Annotated in this window: 18 protein-coding genes; 9 read left to right on the forward strand and 9 right to left on the reverse strand. The window is 72.2% G+C overall.

Annotation, left to right across the window (positions count from 1 at the left end; translation table 11 throughout):
- Nucleotides 1–49 precede the first annotated feature (49 nt).
- A complete protein-coding gene (locus ACRAKF_RS12395; RefSeq protein ID WP_447037054.1) occupies nt 50–652 on the forward strand; it encodes a hypothetical protein in 603 nt (200 codons plus the stop codon).
- Nucleotides 653–728: 76 nt separating this feature from the next.
- Nucleotides 729–2,012 (forward strand): MFS transporter, encoded by a 1,284-nt coding sequence (locus tag ACRAKF_RS12400; RefSeq protein WP_447037055.1) that lies wholly within the window; start codon nt 729–731, stop codon nt 2,010–2,012.
- A gap of 43 nt (nt 2,013–2,055) precedes the next feature.
- Here ACRAKF_RS12400 and ACRAKF_RS12405 read toward each other — a convergent pair whose 3' ends face one another.
- Entirely contained in the window at nt 2,056–2,283 is a 228-nt protein-coding gene (locus ACRAKF_RS12405) for a hypothetical protein (RefSeq protein WP_447037056.1), read from the reverse strand.
- Between the two features lie 75 nt (nt 2,284–2,358).
- Between ACRAKF_RS12405 and map the strand changes: the two genes are divergently transcribed.
- Nucleotides 2,359–3,216 (forward strand): type I methionyl aminopeptidase, encoded by an 858-nt coding sequence (map, locus tag ACRAKF_RS12410; RefSeq protein ID WP_447037057.1) that lies wholly within the window; start codon nt 2,359–2,361, stop codon nt 3,214–3,216.
- Between the two features lie 19 nt (nt 3,217–3,235).
- Here map and ACRAKF_RS12415 read toward each other — a convergent pair whose 3' ends face one another.
- Entirely contained in the window at nt 3,236–3,898 is a 663-nt protein-coding gene (locus ACRAKF_RS12415) for a PhzF family phenazine biosynthesis protein (RefSeq protein WP_447037058.1), read from the reverse strand.
- 118 nt (nt 3,899–4,016) lie between these two features.
- On the opposite strand from ACRAKF_RS12415, the gene ACRAKF_RS12420 reads away from it, so the two are divergent.
- Nucleotides 4,017–5,000 (forward strand): hypothetical protein, encoded by a 984-nt coding sequence (locus ACRAKF_RS12420; protein WP_447037060.1) that lies wholly within the window; start codon nt 4,017–4,019, stop codon nt 4,998–5,000.
- A 26-nt stretch (nt 5,001–5,026) separates the two neighbouring features.
- On the opposite strand, the gene ACRAKF_RS12425 is transcribed toward ACRAKF_RS12420, so the two are convergent.
- Complete coding sequence (locus tag ACRAKF_RS12425; RefSeq protein WP_447037061.1) at nt 5,027–5,752, reverse strand: bifunctional DNA primase/polymerase; 726 nt, start codon at nt 5,750–5,752, stop codon at nt 5,027–5,029.
- Between the two features lie 127 nt (nt 5,753–5,879).
- Nucleotides 5,880–6,518: a TetR/AcrR family transcriptional regulator gene (locus tag ACRAKF_RS12430; protein ID WP_447037063.1), complete on the reverse strand. Its 639-nt coding sequence runs from the start codon at nt 6,516–6,518 to the stop codon at nt 5,880–5,882.
- A gap of 195 nt (nt 6,519–6,713) precedes the next feature.
- Between ACRAKF_RS12430 and ddaH the strand changes: the two genes are divergently transcribed.
- Entirely contained in the window at nt 6,714–7,547 is an 834-nt protein-coding gene (gene ddaH / locus ACRAKF_RS12435) for a dimethylargininase (RefSeq protein WP_447037064.1), read from the forward strand.
- A 212-nt stretch (nt 7,548–7,759) separates the two neighbouring features.
- The gene (locus ACRAKF_RS12440; RefSeq protein ID WP_447037066.1) at nt 7,760–8,266 is read left to right on the forward strand and encodes a hypothetical protein; all 507 of its coding nucleotides are present in this window, start codon (nt 7,760–7,762) and stop codon (nt 8,264–8,266) included.
- A 9-nt stretch (nt 8,267–8,275) separates the two neighbouring features.
- Here the strand turns inward: ACRAKF_RS12440 and ACRAKF_RS12445 are convergent, their stop codons facing one another.
- The 4 genes from ACRAKF_RS12445 to ACRAKF_RS12460 all read right to left on the reverse strand — a co-directional run bounded on the left by ACRAKF_RS12445 (nt 8,276) and on the right by ACRAKF_RS12460 (nt 13,466).
- On the reverse strand, nt 8,276–9,280 hold the full coding sequence (locus ACRAKF_RS12445; RefSeq protein ID WP_447037067.1) for a small ribosomal subunit Rsm22 family protein: 1,005 nt from the start codon (nt 9,278–9,280) through the stop codon (nt 8,276–8,278).
- Between the two features lie 18 nt (nt 9,281–9,298).
- Nucleotides 9,299–10,486 carry a serine hydrolase domain-containing protein gene (locus tag ACRAKF_RS12450; RefSeq protein WP_447037069.1) on the reverse strand — a complete coding sequence of 396 codons (1,188 nt, stop codon included), beginning with the start codon at nt 10,484–10,486 and terminating at the stop codon, nt 9,299–9,301.
- On the reverse strand, nt 10,426–11,715 hold the full coding sequence (locus tag ACRAKF_RS12455) for a multidrug effflux MFS transporter (RefSeq protein WP_447037071.1): 1,290 nt from the start codon (nt 11,713–11,715) through the stop codon (nt 10,426–10,428). The genes ACRAKF_RS12450 and ACRAKF_RS12455 overlap by 61 nt, the downstream gene beginning before the upstream one ends.
- A 116-nt stretch (nt 11,716–11,831) precedes the next feature.
- Nucleotides 11,832–13,466: an alkaline phosphatase D family protein gene (locus ACRAKF_RS12460; RefSeq protein ID WP_447037073.1), complete on the reverse strand. Its 1,635-nt coding sequence runs from the start codon at nt 13,464–13,466 to the stop codon at nt 11,832–11,834.
- A 133-nt stretch (nt 13,467–13,599) separates the two neighbouring features.
- Between ACRAKF_RS12460 and ACRAKF_RS12465 the strand changes: the two genes are divergently transcribed.
- Together ACRAKF_RS12465 and ACRAKF_RS12470 are read left to right on the forward strand one after the other, a co-directional pair.
- Nucleotides 13,600–14,457 (forward strand): SDR family oxidoreductase, encoded by an 858-nt coding sequence (locus ACRAKF_RS12465; RefSeq protein ID WP_447037075.1) that lies wholly within the window; start codon nt 13,600–13,602, stop codon nt 14,455–14,457.
- A gap of 167 nt (nt 14,458–14,624) precedes the next feature.
- Nucleotides 14,625–15,089: a lamin tail domain-containing protein gene (locus tag ACRAKF_RS12470; protein ID WP_447037077.1), complete on the forward strand. Its 465-nt coding sequence runs from the start codon at nt 14,625–14,627 to the stop codon at nt 15,087–15,089.
- Between the two features lie 3 nt (nt 15,090–15,092).
- Here the strand turns inward: ACRAKF_RS12470 and ACRAKF_RS12475 are convergent, their stop codons facing one another.
- Entirely contained in the window at nt 15,093–15,419 is a 327-nt protein-coding gene (locus ACRAKF_RS12475) for a nuclear transport factor 2 family protein (RefSeq protein ID WP_447037078.1), read from the reverse strand.
- A gap of 152 nt (nt 15,420–15,571) precedes the next feature.
- On the opposite strand from ACRAKF_RS12475, the gene ACRAKF_RS12480 reads away from it, so the two are divergent.
- Nucleotides 15,572–16,105, forward strand: a complete 534-nt coding sequence (locus ACRAKF_RS12480) for a DoxX family protein (protein ID WP_447037080.1) — start codon at nt 15,572–15,574, stop codon at nt 16,103–16,105.
- Nucleotides 16,106–16,120: the final 15 nt, after the last annotated feature.

Raw genomic sequence — 16,120 nt, forward strand, 5'->3', positions numbered from 1 at the left:
CGGGTGAACTCCGGATCAACACTGAACCGTTGGGGCAGGATGCGACGCCATGGACGCCGTACGGGTCGCGCTGCTGCGCGAAGTGCTCGCGGGGACCGAGTGGCTCGGCGCCACCCGCCGCTTCGCGGGCACGCTGCGCGCCGGCGTGGTGCCGCACGGCGGCGGGCTGCTCCTCGTGGGCACGGAGGCGTACGAGCCCTGGCACCTCGCCGCGCATCTGGTGGACGAGGCGGCCTGGTCGGGTACGCCGGAACTGACCCCCACGCTGGTGCGCCACCGGGTCCTCGCCTCCGACCCGGCGCATCTGTCGACCGGGCTCGGCAGGATCGAGGCGGCGCGGCGCGGCGAGACGCTGCTCGTCGTGGCGCCGGACGCGCCGGACGGGGAGCTGCTGACGCGCGTGCACGACGCGCGGCGGGCCGGCGCCACGGTCCTCGCCCTCGGCTCCGGGGACCGCGACCTGGCCGCCCTTTCGCACGAGTCCCTTGCCGTGCCGGAGGACCCCGACCTGGACCTGGACACGGTGCAGCACCTGGTGAGCGCGGCGGCGGGGGAGAACGCGCTGCCCGAGGCGCGGGGGCGCCGGCGGCTGCGGGACCGGCTCTCACGCCTCGCGGACCAGCTGACGTCACCGCCGCCGACGCGGTGGTAGACCGCGGTCCACGGGCGGGATGACCGGCGGAAATTCGGTTGCCCGGGGTGCCCGGCGGCGCCGAGCATGAGCTTTCGTGCCTCTCTCCACGATCCTGCCCGACCTCTCCCCCTGGCGTTCCACCCGGGACTTCCGGCTGCTGTGGGTGCAGGGGCTCGTCACCTACTTCGGCAGCTTCATGGCGATGGTCGCGCTGCCGCTACAGATCAAGGAGCTGACGGACTCGCCGCTCGCGGTGGGTGCGATGGGCGCGGTCGAGCTGGTGCCGCTGATCGTCTTCGGGCTCTACGGAGGCGCGCTCGCCGACGCCGCCGACCGCCGCAAGGTGATCCTCCTGAGCGAGGCGGCGCTCGACCTGCTGGCCATGCTCCTGCTGGTCAACGCGTTGCTCCCGGAGCCGATGCTCTGGCCGCTCTACGTCGTCGCGGCCGGTGTCGCCGCGCTCTCCGGGCTCCAGCGGCCCGCCCTCGACTCGCTGATGGCGCGGATCGTGCCGCACGACCAGCTGACGGCGGCCGCCGCGCTGAACTCGCTGCGCTGGAACGTGGGTGCCATCGCGGGGCCCTCGCTCGCCGGCCTGGTCGTCGCGTACGCCGGGCACGCCTGCGCGTACGCCGTGACGGTCGCCGGTTTCGCGGCCTCGGTCCTGCTGTGCACCCGGCTCTCGCCCGCGCCCGCCGCGCACCACGCGGAGAAGCCGTCGCTGCGCGGCATAGCGGAGGGCGCGCGGTACGCGTGGTCGCGGCCGGTCCTGCTCGGCACGTACGCGATCGACATGGCGGCGATGTTCTTCGCCTTCCCGAACACGATCTTCCCGTTCCTCGCGGACGAACTCGACGCGGAGTGGGCGCTGGGGCTGATGTACGCGGCCGGGGCGGTCGGCTCGCTGCTGCTCAGCCTGACCAGCGGCTGGACGTCGCGGATACGCAGGCACGGGCTGCTCGTGGTGTTCGGCGCGGCGGGGTGGGGCCTGGCGATCACGGCGGCGGGCTGGACCGGCGACGTGTGGCTGGTGCTGGGGTGCCTGGTGCTCGCGGGCGCGGGCGACATGCTGAGCGGGCTCGGCCGCTCCACGATCTGGAACCAGACCATCCCGGACGAGCTGCGGGGCCGGCTGGCCGGCATCGAGGTGCTCTCGTACAGCGTGGGCCCGCAGCTCGGCCAGATGCGCGCGGGCGCGGCGGCGGGCTGGACCGGCACGCGCCCCGCCATCTGGACGGGCGGCCTGGCCTGCGTGGCCTCGGTGGCCGTGCTGGCGGCGGCCCTGCCCCGCCTCATCTCCTACGACGCGACGACGGACCCCGACGCGAGGCTCCGCCGGGAGCGGGCGGAAGCCTCGGGGCGAGCCCCCACGGCGTAGCCACGGCGGGCAGGCGCAGCCGTGGGGCGGCCCGGCGGTGGGGTTACTCCTCGTCGCCCCGCCCGGCCGTGTCGTGCCACCGCGGGTCGTTCTCCCACTCCAGGTTCCGTTCCGCGGCGGTCCGCATCGCCTGTTCCGCGTCCGCCCGCGACGCGTAGGGGCCCATGCGGTCCTTGCCGGGGCAGTCCGGGCCCTCCTCGACCTTCTTGTGCTCCAGGCAGTAGAACCACTCGCCCGGCTTGCCGGCCGTCCGCTTCTTGAACAGTGCCATGACTCACGTCCTCTCGTACCCGCCCGCGTCCTCCGGGGCCATGCTGCCCCACCGGGGCTGGCTAGACTCGCTGGCATGTCTGGCCAGTCACTGCTCGTACCCGGGGAGCTTTCCCCCATCCGTTCCGTACCCGGCAACATCAGGCGCCCGGAGTACGTGGGGAAACCCGCCCCCACCCCGTACACGGGGCCCGAGGTGCAGACCCCCGAGACCATTGAACTCATGCGCACCGCGGGCCGCATCGCCGCCCGCGCCATGGCGGAGGCGGCGAAGCACATCGCGCCCGGCGTCACCACCGATGAGCTGGACCGGGTGGCGCACGAGTACATGTGCGACCACGGTGCCTACCCCTCCACGCTGGGCTACCGCGGCTTCCAGAAGTCGCTGTGCAGCTCGATCAACGAGGTCATCTGCCACGGCATCCCCGACTCCACCGTCCTGCGCGACGGCGACATCATCAACCTCGACGTGACGGCGTACATCGGCGGCGTGCACGGCGACAACAACGCCACCTACCTCGTCGGCGACGTCGACGAGGAGTCCCGGCTGCTCGTCGAGCGGACCCGTGAGTCCCTCGCCCGCGCCATCAAGGCCGTCAAGCCCGGCCGCCAGATCAACATCATCGGCCGGGTCATCGAGTCGTACGCCAAGCGCTTCGGCTACGGCGTGGTGCGCGACTTCACCGGCCACGGCATCAACACGTCCTTCCACTCCGGCCTGATCGTCCCGCACTACGACAGTCCGCACGCCACGACCACCATCCGGCCCGGCATGACGTTCACGATCGAGCCGATGCTGACGCTCGGCACCCACGAGTACGACACGTGGGAGGACGGCTGGACCGTCGTCACCAAGGACCGCAAGCGGACGGCGCAGTTCGAGCACACGCTGGTCGTGACGGACACCGGGGCGGAGATCCTCACGCTGCCCTGACGCCGTCCGGGCGCGGGTATCAGGTCAGGCGCACCCGTCCTCCCACCTCGATCAGCCCCTCCGGGCCCGGCGCCGTCAGGATCTGTGAGCCGCGGCCCTGCGTGATGTTGAGGGCGCGGCCCAGTTCGTGGGTGAGGAGGAGGGCCGCCGCGCCTGTCGCCTCGTCCTCGGTGATGCCGTCGTCGCGGCCGGGGAACGCTCTCGCGCGTACCCGCCCCGCGGCCTCGTCCTCCCAGGCCCAGGCGTAGATCCACTCCCCCGGCGGCGGCACGTCCAGGGCGTCGACCTCCGCCGCGCTCGCGTACCGGCACAGCGTCCTCGGCGGGGCCCACCGCGCGTGGGCCGAGATCCAGGTGAACTCGCCGTCCTGGCGGGCCTCCACCACTCCTGCCGGGGTCACGAGCTCGGGCACGTCCAGGAGCCAGGCCGTGCCGACGCAGGGGTGGCCGGCGAAGGGCAGCCGCAGGGTGGGGGTGTAGATGTCGATGACGCCCCGCTCGGGGTCGTCGACGAACACCGTCTCGCTGAAGCCGAGTTTCGCCGCGAACGCCTGGCGGTCGGCCCGGGCGCCCAGGCGGTCCCCGTCGCGCACGACACCGAGTTCGTTGCCGTGCCGGCCGTCGGGCCCGTAGAAGACACGCAGGACGTCGAAGCCGCCGGACGCGTCGATTCGTTCAGTCACCCGGGCATTGAAGCACCAGACCCGCCGGGCGTCCGCGCCGAGCACGCGACCCGCCGCCGGTGCCCGCGCGGGCCCCGATAGGGTTCGGGCCCGGGTAGGGCGAAGGTGAAGGGATTCCATGAGTAAGGTGCGCGGGCCGCACGGCCTCACTTTTCCGGTCGCTACGGTGGCGGCGACCGCCCTGGTGATGACGGCGACCGGTTGCGTGACGGTGCACGGCGAGCGGGAGATAGTCCCGGCGGCGACGAAGGCCGAGGCGCGGGGCGCGCTGAAGGACTTCCTCGCCGCGTACAACAAGGCGGACAAGGAGCTGGACCCCGCGCTGGACGCGGGCCGGATCACCGGTCCGCTGGGCGCCATCAACCAGGCGGGCCTGAAGGCGCGGAGCGTGCAGAACCCGGACGGCAACAAGAACCACGTGCCGCTGGAGCTGACGGACGTGAAGTACGCGATCCCGAAGAAGGCCGGCTGGCCCCGCTGGTTCGTCGCCGACACGCGCGCCAACCGCCGCGAGGACATGCGCTGGCTCCTGGTCTTCACCAAGGGCGGTCCCGACCAGCTCTGGGAGGCGTCCTACCTGAACCTCGTGGCACCCGACGACGTGCCCGAGCTGAAGAAGGACAAGGACGGCTGGGCCGTGCCGGTGGCGGCGGGCGACGCGGCTCTCGCGGTGGCACCGAAGGACCTCGGCAAGGAGTACACGGCGTTCCTGAAGTCGGGCGGCTCCGTCTTCGAGCCGGGGCCGCACACGACGAAGTGGAAGACGCTCCGCGACCGCAACACCAAGCGTCTCGGGGTGGGCGTGCAGTACCTCGACTACCCGATGAACGGCGGAACGTTCGCTCCCGTGGGGCTGCGGACCGAGGACGGTGACGCGATGGTCTTCTTCTCCACGCACCACTACGAGAAGCAGACGCCGGCCAAGGGGATCGACCTCAAGCTCGACCCGGACGTGAAGGCCCTCCTGAAGGGCGACGCCAAGCAGGCGGTGACCCTGGAGCGCGTCTCGAACCAGGTCGTCGTCGACCCCGCGAAGTCCGGCGGTGACAAGGTCGCCTTCATCGGCCGGATCCAGGGCCTCACCGGAGCCAAGGGGGAGTAGCCCCCCTTGCGGCCCGCCCGCGGGGGTCAGCCCCGCAGCGGCCAGGCGGCGGTGTCGTGCTGCGGCTCGCCCGCGACCCTGGCGCATTCGTCGGTGAGCGTCTCCAGGAGCGTCAGCGGGTCCGGCAGCGGGTGCTCGGGGCCGCGCACCCAGCGCATCCCCTGGTCGCCGGGGAGCGTGGCGGGCGGTACGAGGACGTAGGAGCCGCGGCAGTGCCAGCGCAGGCCGGGGTGCTCGTCCATCGTCTCGGGGTGGCAGTCGAGCTCACACGGCCACCACTCGTCCTCGTCCTCGGGGGTGCCGCGGGTCGCGGTGTAGAAGAGCACGCGGCCGTCGTCCGACTCGGCGACCGGGCCGACGTCGATGCCCGCGGCGAGCAGCCGCCGCAGGGCCTGACGGCCGGCGTCGAGGGGCACGTCGAGGACGTCGTGGACCATGCCGGTCGCGGTGATGAAGTTGGCCTGCGGCTGATGGCGGGCCCAGCGCTCGATCTGCCCGGAGTCGGTCGTGGACTGCGTCTGCCAGGCGAAGGAGACCGGGTGCCGGGCGGGCGTGGGACAGCCGACGCGGTCGCACGAACATCGGTACCCCGAGGGATACGCGGCCGGGGCGAGCGGGAAACCGGCCGCCGCGGAGGCGAGCAGCAGGTCCTCGCGGGCCCGGTCATCCGCCGCCGTGTCCTTGGGAGGCCGGCGCAACCACTGGGAAAACCTGCTCCGCCCGCCGGACCGGCTGCCGAACTCCGCGCCCATCTAGCCCCTCACCTCGCCGTTGTGCCGAAAGCATGACCCATGGTCCCACCATCCTGCGCTTCAGGGGGCCGGAGCTCACAACCGGGGTGACCGGGACGACAGGAACCTCGGGCGACATTCCGCATGATTACGTACGGGAAGGGGTGATGCCGTACAGCGCGTACTCGACGAGCTTGTCCACGTAGGCGTGGGTGAGGGGGCCCGAGCGCATCATCCAGCGCTGGGCCAGCGGGCTCGTCCACAGCTCCAGGGCGATGCGGGGGTCGACGTCGGGCAGGACGTGCCCCGCCTCCTGGGCCTTGCGGATCCGCCTGACGAAGAGCTGGAGCTGCGGTTCGAGGAGCTTCTCCACGAACTCGGCGCCGACCTCGGGGTTGAGGAGCCCCTCGGCGGCGAGCGCGCGGTAGGGCGCGTCGTACTTGGGGTCGTTGAACTCGTCGACGGTGGCGCGCATCACGTGCTTGAGGTCCGCCTCCAGGTCCCCGGAGTCGGTGATCTCGGTCTGGACCACCTCGTGGCCCGCCTTGGCGCTCGCCTCGGCGCCGGCCTGGTCGGCGAGGTCGAGGAAGGCGTCGAGCAGGACCGCGCCCTTCGACGGCCACCAGCGGTAGATCGTCTGCTTGCCGACGCCCGCGCGGGCCGCGATGGCCTCGATCGTCAGCTTGGCGTATCCGGTCTCGTGGACGAGGGCGAGGGCGGCGTCGTAGATCGCGCGGCGCGAGCGTTCGCTGCGGCGCGTGGAGTCAGGAGCGGTCTTCTGGGCCATGTCTCCGAATGTAGCAGCGCCGAACCGAGACGTACCGTCTTGGCGAAACGTCGCGTCTCGCCAAGGGTCTGAACGGAGGCACGCGGGCAGCACCATGACGGCAACTGCCCCCCAACGAGGCGGCTTCTGCCTCACCATGGGCAGAGCTGGCCCAACCCGGGCAGCAACTGACCCTGCGGTCGTGAGGAGCCCTCTTTGTCCCGTAGTCCTCGCTCTCCTCGGCGCGCCACACCCCGGCGCTATCTGATGTGCCCACCGGCACACTTCAAGGTCACCTACTCCATCAACCCCTGGATGGATCCCGCCAAGCCCGTCGACGTACCGCTGGCCGTCACCCAGTGGGAAGACCTGCGCGACCGCTACCGCTCGCTCGGCCACACCGTCGAGGAGCTCACCCCCCACCCCGGGCTGCCGGACATGGTCTACGCGGCGAACGGCGCGACCGTCGTCGACGGGCGGGTGCTCGGCGCGCGCTTCGCCCACCGCGAGCGCGAGGACGAGGCCGCGGCCCACCTGGAGTGGTTCCGCGCGCACGGCTTCACCGAGGTGCACGAACCCGTCCACATCAACGAGGGCGAGGGCGATTTCGCCGTCACCTCCTCCTACGTCCTGGCCGGGCGCGGCTTCCGGGCCAGCCCGCTCTCGCACGGCGAGGCCCAGGAGTTCTTCGGCCGCCCGGTCATCGGCCTCGACCTGGTCAACCCCCGCTACTACCACCTGGACACCGCGCTCGCCGTCCTGGACGACGCGGCGGACGACGTCATGTACTACCCGGCCGCCTTCTCGCCGGGCAGCCAGGCGGTCCTGCGGCGGCTCTTCCCCGACGCGCTGATCGCCGAGGAGCCGGACGCCGAGGCGCTCGGGCTCAACGCCGTCTCCGACGGTCACCACGTGCTGCTGCCCCAGGCCGCGGTGGGGCTCTACGAACCGCTGCGGGCCCGCGGCTTCGAGCCCATCGGGATGGATCTGGGCGAGCTGCTCAAGGGCGGCGGCAGCGTGAAGTGCTGCACCCAGGAGCTACGGGACTAGCCGGGAGCCGGCTCCCCCGGCGGTCCCTCACGAAAAGTTCACGAATTCGTCCCGACTCCTCGGCTCACCCTCCCCACACGCAACCCCGCGTGATACCAATACGGGCGCACGGCCACACGAGACCCATTTGTGCAGCCGTGTCACGACAACCAAACAGTCGGGCCCGGCATCTCCCGGGCCCAGGGGGAAGAGGTATCAGCGCAGTGAACCGTATGCGCACATCTGCCGCGATTCTGGCGACCGCGGGGGCCCTGACCGCCGCACAACTCGGCGTGGCGGGGGCCGCGTCCGCGTCGGAGAAGCCGACCGCGCGGACCGCTTCGGCCGCTCCGAGCGCCGCGGCGCAGAGCTCGGGCTGCCCGATCGACATCATCTACACCTCCCGCTTCCAGGTCGACCGGAACGGGTGGGTGACCAACGGGGGCCTGTACTTCGGGCTGAAGAGCAAGAGCACCAAGACCTTCAAGAAGGTCAGTTTCACCGTCACCAACGTCAAGAACATCCGTTTCGGCAAGGCGACGCCGACCGGCGGCAAGATCACCCGCAGGACGTCGCAGACCGCCAAGGTCTACGACAAGAGCCTCGCGCCCAAGGCCAAGCTGGGCTTCAAGGTGCGCACGCACCTGCTGAGCACCCGTAACTACCGGGTGAAGTTCACCGTGCGCGGCAACGGCTGGAGCTGCGCGGTCAACCAGGGCACGTGGGGCGCCGGCTCCTAAGAGCCTGTGTCACTCCGCGGACCGGGGCGGCCACGCGTCGCCCCAGTCCGTGTCGCGCGCCGCGCGGTAGAGGGGGCCGTGGCGCTTGGTCACGGTCTCCCTGCGCAACTGCTCCTCGGCCACGCACAGGTCGAGGAGCACCTGGCCCTTGCGGATCTGCGGTCGGCGCACCACCCTCGCCGTCGGCGGTACGGGGTCGAAGCGGGTCGCCGCCACGTAGCTGAACTTCTCGTCCTCGTACGCGAGTGAGCCGCCCTTGACCTGGCGGTGCAGGGACGATCTGCTGACCCGCGCCGAGAAGTGGCACCAGTCGGTGCCGGGCTCGATGGGGCAGGCCGCGCTGTGCGGGCAGGGCGCGGCGACGCGGAATCCGGCGGCGATCAGACGGTCCCTGGCCTCGATGATCCGGGCGTAGCCGTCGGGGGTGCCGGGCTCCACGATGACGACGGCCTGTGTGGCGGCCCCGGCCGCCGCGTCGACGACGGAGCGCCGGTCGGCCTCCGTCAGCTCCTTCAGGACGTACGACACGGTGACGAGATCGGCGTCCTCGATCACGAGCGAGCCCCCGATCCGCGCGCGCTCCCACCGTACGGACGCCAACTGCTCCACGCCCTGCGCGAGTTCGCGTCCCAGGGCGAGCGCGGGCTCGGCCCAGTCGAGAACGGTGACGGGCCGCTCGCCCCGCCAGGTCTCGGCGACCGCCCACGTGGCGGCCCCGGTGCCACCGCCGACGTCCACATGGCTGCCGGGCGCCCACCCCTCGGACGCCGCTCCGGCGAGTCCCTCCAGGGCGGAGCACACCGCCTCGAAGGTCGCGGGCATCCGGTACGCGGCGTACGCGGCGACATCCGCCCGGTCCCGGAGGATCGGCGCGTCGGTGGGCGTCAGCCCCCGGTAACTGGCGATGAGCCGGTCGACGGCCCGCGCGGCCTGCGTCGGCGGCAGCCCGTCGAGCAGCCCCCCGAGCGCGGCACGCAGGGCGTCAGCAGGACTGATGGAGAGGGGCACGTTCACCCCGAAAGTCTACGGGTCCTACAGGGCGGCGGCCCTGGCCAGCCGAGTGGCCGCCCGCGCCCGCGGAGAACTGTCCAAGGCCCCGCGCCGCGGATGCACCGCATTGCCGAGCAGCACGAGAAACGTGTCGCTGGCAGGGTCGAGAACGAGGGACGTCCCGGTGAAGCCGGTGTGCCCGGCGGCGCCACGCCCGGCGAGCTCCCCCATGAACCAGGGCTGGTCGATCCCGAACCCGAGCCCACTCCCCATCAGCATCAGCTCGACGAAGTCGGGCCCAAGGATCCGGGCCCTGCCGTAAGACCCCCCGCAGAGGATCGTCCGGCAGAAGACCGCGAGGTCACGCCCGGTGGAGAAGAGCCCGGCGTGCCCGGCGACACCTCCCAGCGCCCAGGCGTTCTCGTCGTGGACGACCCCCCGCAGCATCCCCCGGTCGGCCTTGGCCCACGGTCTGCGCTGGTCCTCCGTGGCGGCGGCGTCCGGGCGCGGCCCGAAGCCGGTGTCGGCCATGCCGAGCGGCCGGGTGATGCCCTCGCGCACGAGGTGGCCGAGGGAGCGCCGGGTGAGGCGTTCCAGGATGTGCTGGAGCAGGAGCATGTTCAGGTCGGAGTAGACGTAGTCGCCGGGCTCCCCGACCGGTTCCTCCGCCCGCAGCGCCGCGAGCCGCGAGACATTGTCGGGACAGTCGTACAGCGGCAGCTCGGGCCGGAACCCGGACGTGTGGGTGAGGAGCTGGCGGACGGTGACGCCGTGCGCGGCGGCGCCCCGGAAGTCGGGGATGTACGCGCCCACGCGCGCGTCGATGCCGAGCGTGCCGCGCTCGAGCTGCTGCACGGCGGCGACGGTCGTGAAGAGTTTGGTGAGCGAGGCCAGGTCGAAGGGCGTGTCCACCCGCATGGGGACACGCCACTCCCGGGGCAGCTCGACGCCCCGGCCGGTCTTCGGGTCGTACGAGGCGTAGCGCACCGCCCACCCGGCCGCCTCCTCGGCGGCGATGACGGGGCCGCGGCCCGCGACGACGACGGCGCCCGCGCACCAGGGGTGTGGCCCGCGCGTCAGGTCGCGCACCTCGGTGACCAGACGGCCGATCTCGTCCGGGTCGAGGCCCGCGCGCTCGGGGGTGCCGGCGCGCAGGAGTCGTGGTGAGCTCAGTGGTCCGCCTCCTCCGTGGGCTTGTGCTGCCAGGGGCGGCACAGTCCCACGAAGCATGCGATGGCCGCCAGCGCGCAGACCAGTTGGACGACGGCCATGGGGACGGCGGTGTCCTCCCCCGCGATGCCGACGAGCGGCGAGGCGATGGCGCCGACGAGGAAGGAGGAGGTGCCGAGGAGCGCGGAGGCGGACCCGGCGGCGTGCGGGGTGCGGATGAGGGCGAGGGACTGGGTGTTGGGCATGGCGAGGCCCATCGCCGACATCAGGACGAAGAGCCCGGCGGCGACGGGGAACAGGCCGACGTCACCGAAGACACCGGTCGTCATGAGGAGCAGGGCGGTGGCGGCGACGGCGATGGTGGCGAGGCCGTAGGCGAGCGCCTTGTTCAGGCTGACGCGGCCGACGAGGACCTTGCCGTTGATCTGGCCGACGGCGATCAGGCCGATGGAGTTGACGCCGAAGAGGAGGCTGAAGGTCTGCGGCGAGGCGCCGTAGATCTCCTGGATCACGAAGGGCGAGGCCGAGATGTAGGCGAAGAGGGCGGCGAACGCGAAGCCGCCCGCGACCATGTAGCCGGTGAAGACGCGGTCGGCCAGGAGCGAGCGCATGGTGCGCAGCGCCTCGGCGGTGCCGCCGCTGTGCCGCTTTTCCGGGGCGAGGGTCTCGGGCAGGATCCGCCACACCAGGAAGGTCAGGGCGATGCCGACGACGGTGAGGACGACGAAGATGCCGCGCCAGTCGGTGATGCGCAGGACCTGGCCGCCGATGACGGGTGCGATGACCGGGGCCACCCCGGATATCAGCATCAGGGTGGAGAAGAAGCGGGCCATCTCCACGCCGTCGTACAGGTCACGGACGATGGCGCGGGCGATGACGATGCCGGCCGCCCCCGCGAGCCCCTGGAGCAGGCGGAAGCCGATGAGGAGCTCGGCGGTGGGCGCGAAGGCGCAGATCGCGGTGGCGACGATGTAGACGAGCAGGCCGACGAGGAGCGGTCTGCGGCGTCCCCACTTGTCGCTCATCGGGCCCACGACGAGCTGGCCGAGGGCCATGCCCATGAGGCAGGCGGTGAGGGTGAGCTGGACGGTCGCGGCCGGGGAGTGCAGGGCGTCGGTGACCTCCGGCAGTGCCGGGAGGTACATGTCCATGGACAACGGCGGGACGGCGGTGAGACCGCCGAGCACCAGGGTCACCAGGGCTCCGGTGCGGCGGAGGGCGACGGGGCTCGTCGGCTCCGCCGCCTTCCGTATCCGGTCCTGTTCCGTTGTCTGCCCGCGCTCAGGCATCTCGCCCCTCCCAGTGGCTTCGTGTTCCTCCCCCATGTTCGCAGCTCCGGAGGGGCTGTGGTTTCAGCCCCTCCGGCGTTTGAGGAGCGGGGTCCGGGGCGGAGCCCCCGGGGCGGTTACGCCGGCCGAAGCCCGGGGTCGCCCGCCTCGGTGACGAAGGACGCCGCTGTCTTCAGCGGCGCCCCCGGCTTCGTGACGGCGTCGAGCGTCTTGAAGTCGGCCCGCGCCGAATCCCGGCCGAGGTCGACCGTCACGTAACCGCGCCGCCCGTTGTAGAACTTCAGGTGCGGGTTGGCCTGGGTGTAGGTGTCCCAGTTGGCCGGCTTGTCGGCGCCGTCCTTGCCGCTGGCGATGGACGTGGCGACGATCTCCGTGCCGAGGGTCTTGGAGGAGGGGTCGTCGAAGTCGGCCTTGATGTCGAAGGCGTAGCCGACGTGCACGTCACCGGTGAGCACCATCAGGTTCTCCAGGCCCGCGGCCTTCGCGCCCGCGAGGACCCGCTGCCGGGAGGCGCGGTAGCCGTCCCAGGCGTCCATGGAGAGCTTGGCCTGCGCGGTGAGGTCCAGCTTGCGCTGGGAGAAGGTGACCTGCTGGGGGACGACGTTCCACAGGGCGCGCGAGCGGCGCCAGCCGTCGAGGAGCCAGCGCTCCTGCGTGGCGCCGGTGATGGTGCGCGCCGGGTCGTCCGTCTCGGGGCCTGCGGCGTGGGCCTTGTCGCCGTACGCCTGGTCGGAGCGGTACTGGCGGGTGTCGAGGATGTCGAACTGGGCGAGGCGGCCCCACACCAGGCGGCGGTAGAGCTGCGCGTCGGGGCCCTTGGGGAGCTGGGGGCGGCGCAGCGGCAGGTTCTCCCAGTACGCACGGTAGGCGGAGGCGCGGCGGAGCAGGAACTCCGCGGCCGGGTCGCCGTTCTCGGAGATGTCGTCGGCGTAGTTGTTCTCGGTCTCGTGGTCGTCCCAGGTGACGACGAAGGGGTGCGCGGCGTGCGCGGCCCGCAGGTCGGGGTCGGACTTGTAGAGGCCGTACCGCAGGCGGTAGTCCTCCAGGGTCTTGGTCTCCTTGTTGTAGTGGGCGGGCAGGGTGCGGTCGGTGTAGTTGCGGGCGCCGCCCACCGCGTTCACGGCGTACTCGTAGAGGTAGTCGCCGAGGTGGAAGACGACGTCGACGTCGTCCTGCGCGAGGTGCTTGTGGGCGGTGAAGTAACCGTCGTGGTAGGCCTGGCAGGAGACGGCGGCGAGGGTCAGCGAGCCGGGGTTGCTGCCCGCCGCGGGCGCGGTGCGGGTGCGGCCGGTCTCGCTGGTCCACTGGCCCACGCGGAAGCGGAAGTAGTAGCGGCGGCCCGGGTCCAGGTGGTCCGCCTCGACGTGTACGGAGTGGCCGAACTCGGGGTGCGCGGTGGCCGTGCCGCGTCTGGCGACCCGGCGGAAGCGGGCGTCGTGGGCGAGCTCCCAGCGGACGGAGACGCGCTCCTTCGGCAGGCCGCCGCCCGGCTCGTAGGGGGCGGGCGCGAGGCGGGTCCAGAGCAGGACGGAGGTGGGCTGCGGGTCGCCGGAGGCGATGCCGAGCGTGAAGGGGTCGTCCTTGATGCGGCGGGCGTCCAGTTCCGCGGCGGCGGCGACGCCCGCGGTCGGCAGGTTGGTGGCGAAGGCGAGCGCGGCGGCCGCTCCGGTGACGGTGAGGAAACGGCGGCGCCCGAGGTGCTGGGCAGCGGCGCGGAGCTCGGGTGCGTGATGCGTGCCTGCGGGTGTCATTGGACCCTTCCCTGACGATTGGTGTCAGGGGCATCGAAGTCGCGCGGGACGACGGCGGCCTGTCGCGTACACAACAGCCGGATGGCGGGCGGATGATGTCCGCGTGGACGCCCCTCCCGTACGCTGCGGGGCCATGAACGCTGAGCCAACTCCCGCGCCGGACCCGTCCCGCACCGCCGTCCCGTCGACCGAAGGGAAGGCCGCCGCGAAGGACGCCGTGAAGGGTGCCGCGAAGACCGCCGTGGTGACCGGAGCCGGTTCCGGAATCGGCCGCTCCGTCGCCCTCGAACTGCTCGCCGCGGGCTGGTCGGTGGCGCTCGCCGGCCGCCGGGCGGAGGCCCTGGAGGAGACGGCCTCCCTCGCCCGCGCCGGGAGCGGCGTGCGGGACGACGCCGTCCTGCGCGTACCGACCGACGTGTCGCGGCCCCAGGACGTGGCGGCGCTCTTCGCCGCCGTGCGCGAGCGGTTCGGGCACCTGGACCTGCTCTTCAACAACGCCGGCACGTTCGGCCCCGGCGGCGTCGCGGTCGAGGACCTCCCCTACGAGGCCTGGCGGCACGTCGTCGACACCAACCTCAACGGCGCCTTCCTCTGCGCGCAGGCGGCCTTCCGGCAGATGAAGGAGCAGGAGCCGCAGGGCGGCCGGATCATCAACAACGGCTCCATCTCGGCGCACACCCCGCGGCCCCGGTCGGTGGCGTACACGGCGACCAAGCACGCCCTGACCGGCCTGACGAAGTCACTCTCCCTGGACGGGCGGCCGTACCGGATCGCCGTCGGGCAGATCGACATCGGCAACGCCGCGACCGACATGACCGAGCGCATGCGGTCCGGGATCCTCCAGGCCAACGGCGAACTGGCGGGCGAGCCGGTGATGGACGTGGCCGACGTGGCGCGCACCGTACGGCACATGGCGGAGCTGCCCCTCGACGCGAACGTCCAGTTCGCGACGGTCCTGGCCACCAACATGCCCTACGTCGGGCGGGGTTGACGCGACGCGGCGGGGCGAGACCCCGGGGCGGCAGCCGGGCGGCTCGCAAGGGGCGGCCGCGCGGCCGATATCCACACAAGTGGAATCGGACCTACCGCCCTAATCAGGGGCACCACACACCGTATGCTCAGCGTCTCTCCACGAGACCTTCACACTTGGAGCATCTGTTGCGCATACGCACCGCCGTCCCCGCCGTCCTCGCCGCCACCGCTCTGTCGGCGGCCCTGCTCGCCGTGTCGCCCGCGTCGGCCGCGAGCCACCAGGGCGGGCTGCACCTCGGCTCCATCCAGTACGACAGCCCCGGCCGCGACACCCGCTCGAACTCGTCGCTGAACGCCGAGTGGGTCAACGTCCACAACAACACCCGGTCCCCGATCCAGCTCAAGGGCTACAAGCTCAAGGACAAGACCGGGTACACCTACACCTTCGGCAGCTACAAGATCGGCGCCGGGAAGACCGTCAAGGTCCGCACGGGCAAGGGCACCAACGTCTCCGGCGTGCGCTACTGGGGCCGCGGCAGCTACGTCTGGAACAACACCGGCGACAAGGCCCGCCTCATCAAGCCGAGCGGCTCGCTCCAGGACTCCTGCTCCTGGTCCCGCACCGGCTCCGGGAACGTCAGCTGCCACTGACCCTCAGGCCTGGCCCGTCTCGAAGTGGGAGATCCGGCCCGCGCCGTCCAGGGTGAAGCGCCACTTGGTGCGCATCTCGCCCCACGTGTCGTTGCGGTAGGTGACGAGCAGCACGCGGCCCCCGTCCGACTCCGACTCGACGTCCATGTGGCCGCGCGAGGAGAAGATCTCCCGCTCGGTCCACTCGGCGACGTCACGGTCGGAGCCGTCGTCGGACATGGTCGCGCCGGGCGCGAGGAGTGCCTCGAAGGCGTGCTTGTCGTGGGCGTTCACCGCGGCCACGAAGGCCCGGACCGAGGGGTCGCCGAGCCGGTTCACCTGGATGCTCATGGGCTCACGCTCACACCGGGCGGGCCGCCGCGCCACCGGGGCACCGGCGCCCCTCACCCGTACGGCCGCCTGGGCCGGGTGCCGGGGCCCGGTCCGTCGGACGGTGGGAGAGGACAGTCCCCGTTTCCCGCCCACTGCCTTGGGAGCCCCCGATGACCTGTACGTGCCTGGACCGCCGCGATCTCGGACTGCTGCTCCTGCGTGCGGGAACCGGAGGGGTGCTCGTCGCACACGGCGCCCAGAAGCTGTTCGGCTGGTTCGGCGGCCACGGCCTCGAAGGCACGGGCGCCTTCATGGAGTCCATCGGCTACAAGCCCGGCAAGCGCAACGCCCTGGTCGCCGGGCTCGCCGAGGCCGGCGGCGGCGCACTCCTCGCCCTGGGCCTCGCCACCCCGGCGGCGGGCTCCGCCGCGGCCGGCGCGATGGCCGGCGCCTCGGCCGTGCACGCGCCGAACGGCTTCTTCAGCCAGGGCGGCGGCTACGAATACCCGGCGTTCCTCGGCATGACCGCCGCGGCCATCGCCGTGACCGGCCCCGGCCGCTACTCCCTCGACCACGCGATCGGCCACTCCCTCAACCGCGCGTGGATGGTCCCGGCGGCGCTCGCGGGCACCGCGGTCGGGGTGCTCGTGACCCTGGGGGCGCGCAAGAAGAACGTACGCGAGAGCGCCTCGCCCGAGGAGTAGCCCGCGTGGCAGGCT

The sequence above is a fragment of the Streptomyces sp. DSM 118878 genome, assembly GCF_052936595.1.

Bases quoted from the DNA above. Each gene is read 5' to 3' on its own strand.
- ACRAKF_RS12395 (WP_447037054.1), top strand. From the start codon at position 50: ATGGACGCCGTACGGGTCGCGCTGCTGCGCGAAGTGCTCGCGGGGACC.
- ACRAKF_RS12405 (WP_447037056.1), bottom strand. From the start codon at position 2,283: ATGGCACTGTTCAAGAAGCGGACGGCCGGCAAGCCGGGCGAGTGGTTC.
- map (WP_447037057.1), top strand. From the start codon at position 2,359: ATGTCTGGCCAGTCACTGCTCGTACCCGGGGAGCTTTCCCCCATCCGT.
- ACRAKF_RS12420 (WP_447037060.1), top strand. From the start codon at position 4,017: ATGAGTAAGGTGCGCGGGCCGCACGGCCTCACTTTTCCGGTCGCTACG.
- ACRAKF_RS12425 (WP_447037061.1), bottom strand. From the start codon at position 5,752: ATGGGCGCGGAGTTCGGCAGCCGGTCCGGCGGGCGGAGCAGGTTTTCC.
- ACRAKF_RS12430 (WP_447037063.1), bottom strand. From the start codon at position 6,518: ATGGCCCAGAAGACCGCTCCTGACTCCACGCGCCGCAGCGAACGCTCG.
- ACRAKF_RS12440 (WP_447037066.1), top strand. From the start codon at position 7,760: ATGCGCACATCTGCCGCGATTCTGGCGACCGCGGGGGCCCTGACCGCC.
- ACRAKF_RS12450 (WP_447037069.1), bottom strand. From the start codon at position 10,486: ATGCTTCGTGGGACTGTGCCGCCCCTGGCAGCACAAGCCCACGGAGGA.
- ACRAKF_RS12455 (WP_447037071.1), bottom strand. From the start codon at position 11,715: ATGCCTGAGCGCGGGCAGACAACGGAACAGGACCGGATACGGAAGGCG.
- ACRAKF_RS12460 (WP_447037073.1), bottom strand. From the start codon at position 13,466: ATGACACCCGCAGGCACGCATCACGCACCCGAGCTCCGCGCCGCTGCC.
- ACRAKF_RS12465 (WP_447037075.1), top strand. From the start codon at position 13,600: ATGAACGCTGAGCCAACTCCCGCGCCGGACCCGTCCCGCACCGCCGTC.
- ACRAKF_RS12475 (WP_447037078.1), bottom strand. From the start codon at position 15,419: ATGAGCATCCAGGTGAACCGGCTCGGCGACCCCTCGGTCCGGGCCTTC.
- ACRAKF_RS12480 (WP_447037080.1), top strand. From the start codon at position 15,572: ATGACCTGTACGTGCCTGGACCGCCGCGATCTCGGACTGCTGCTCCTG.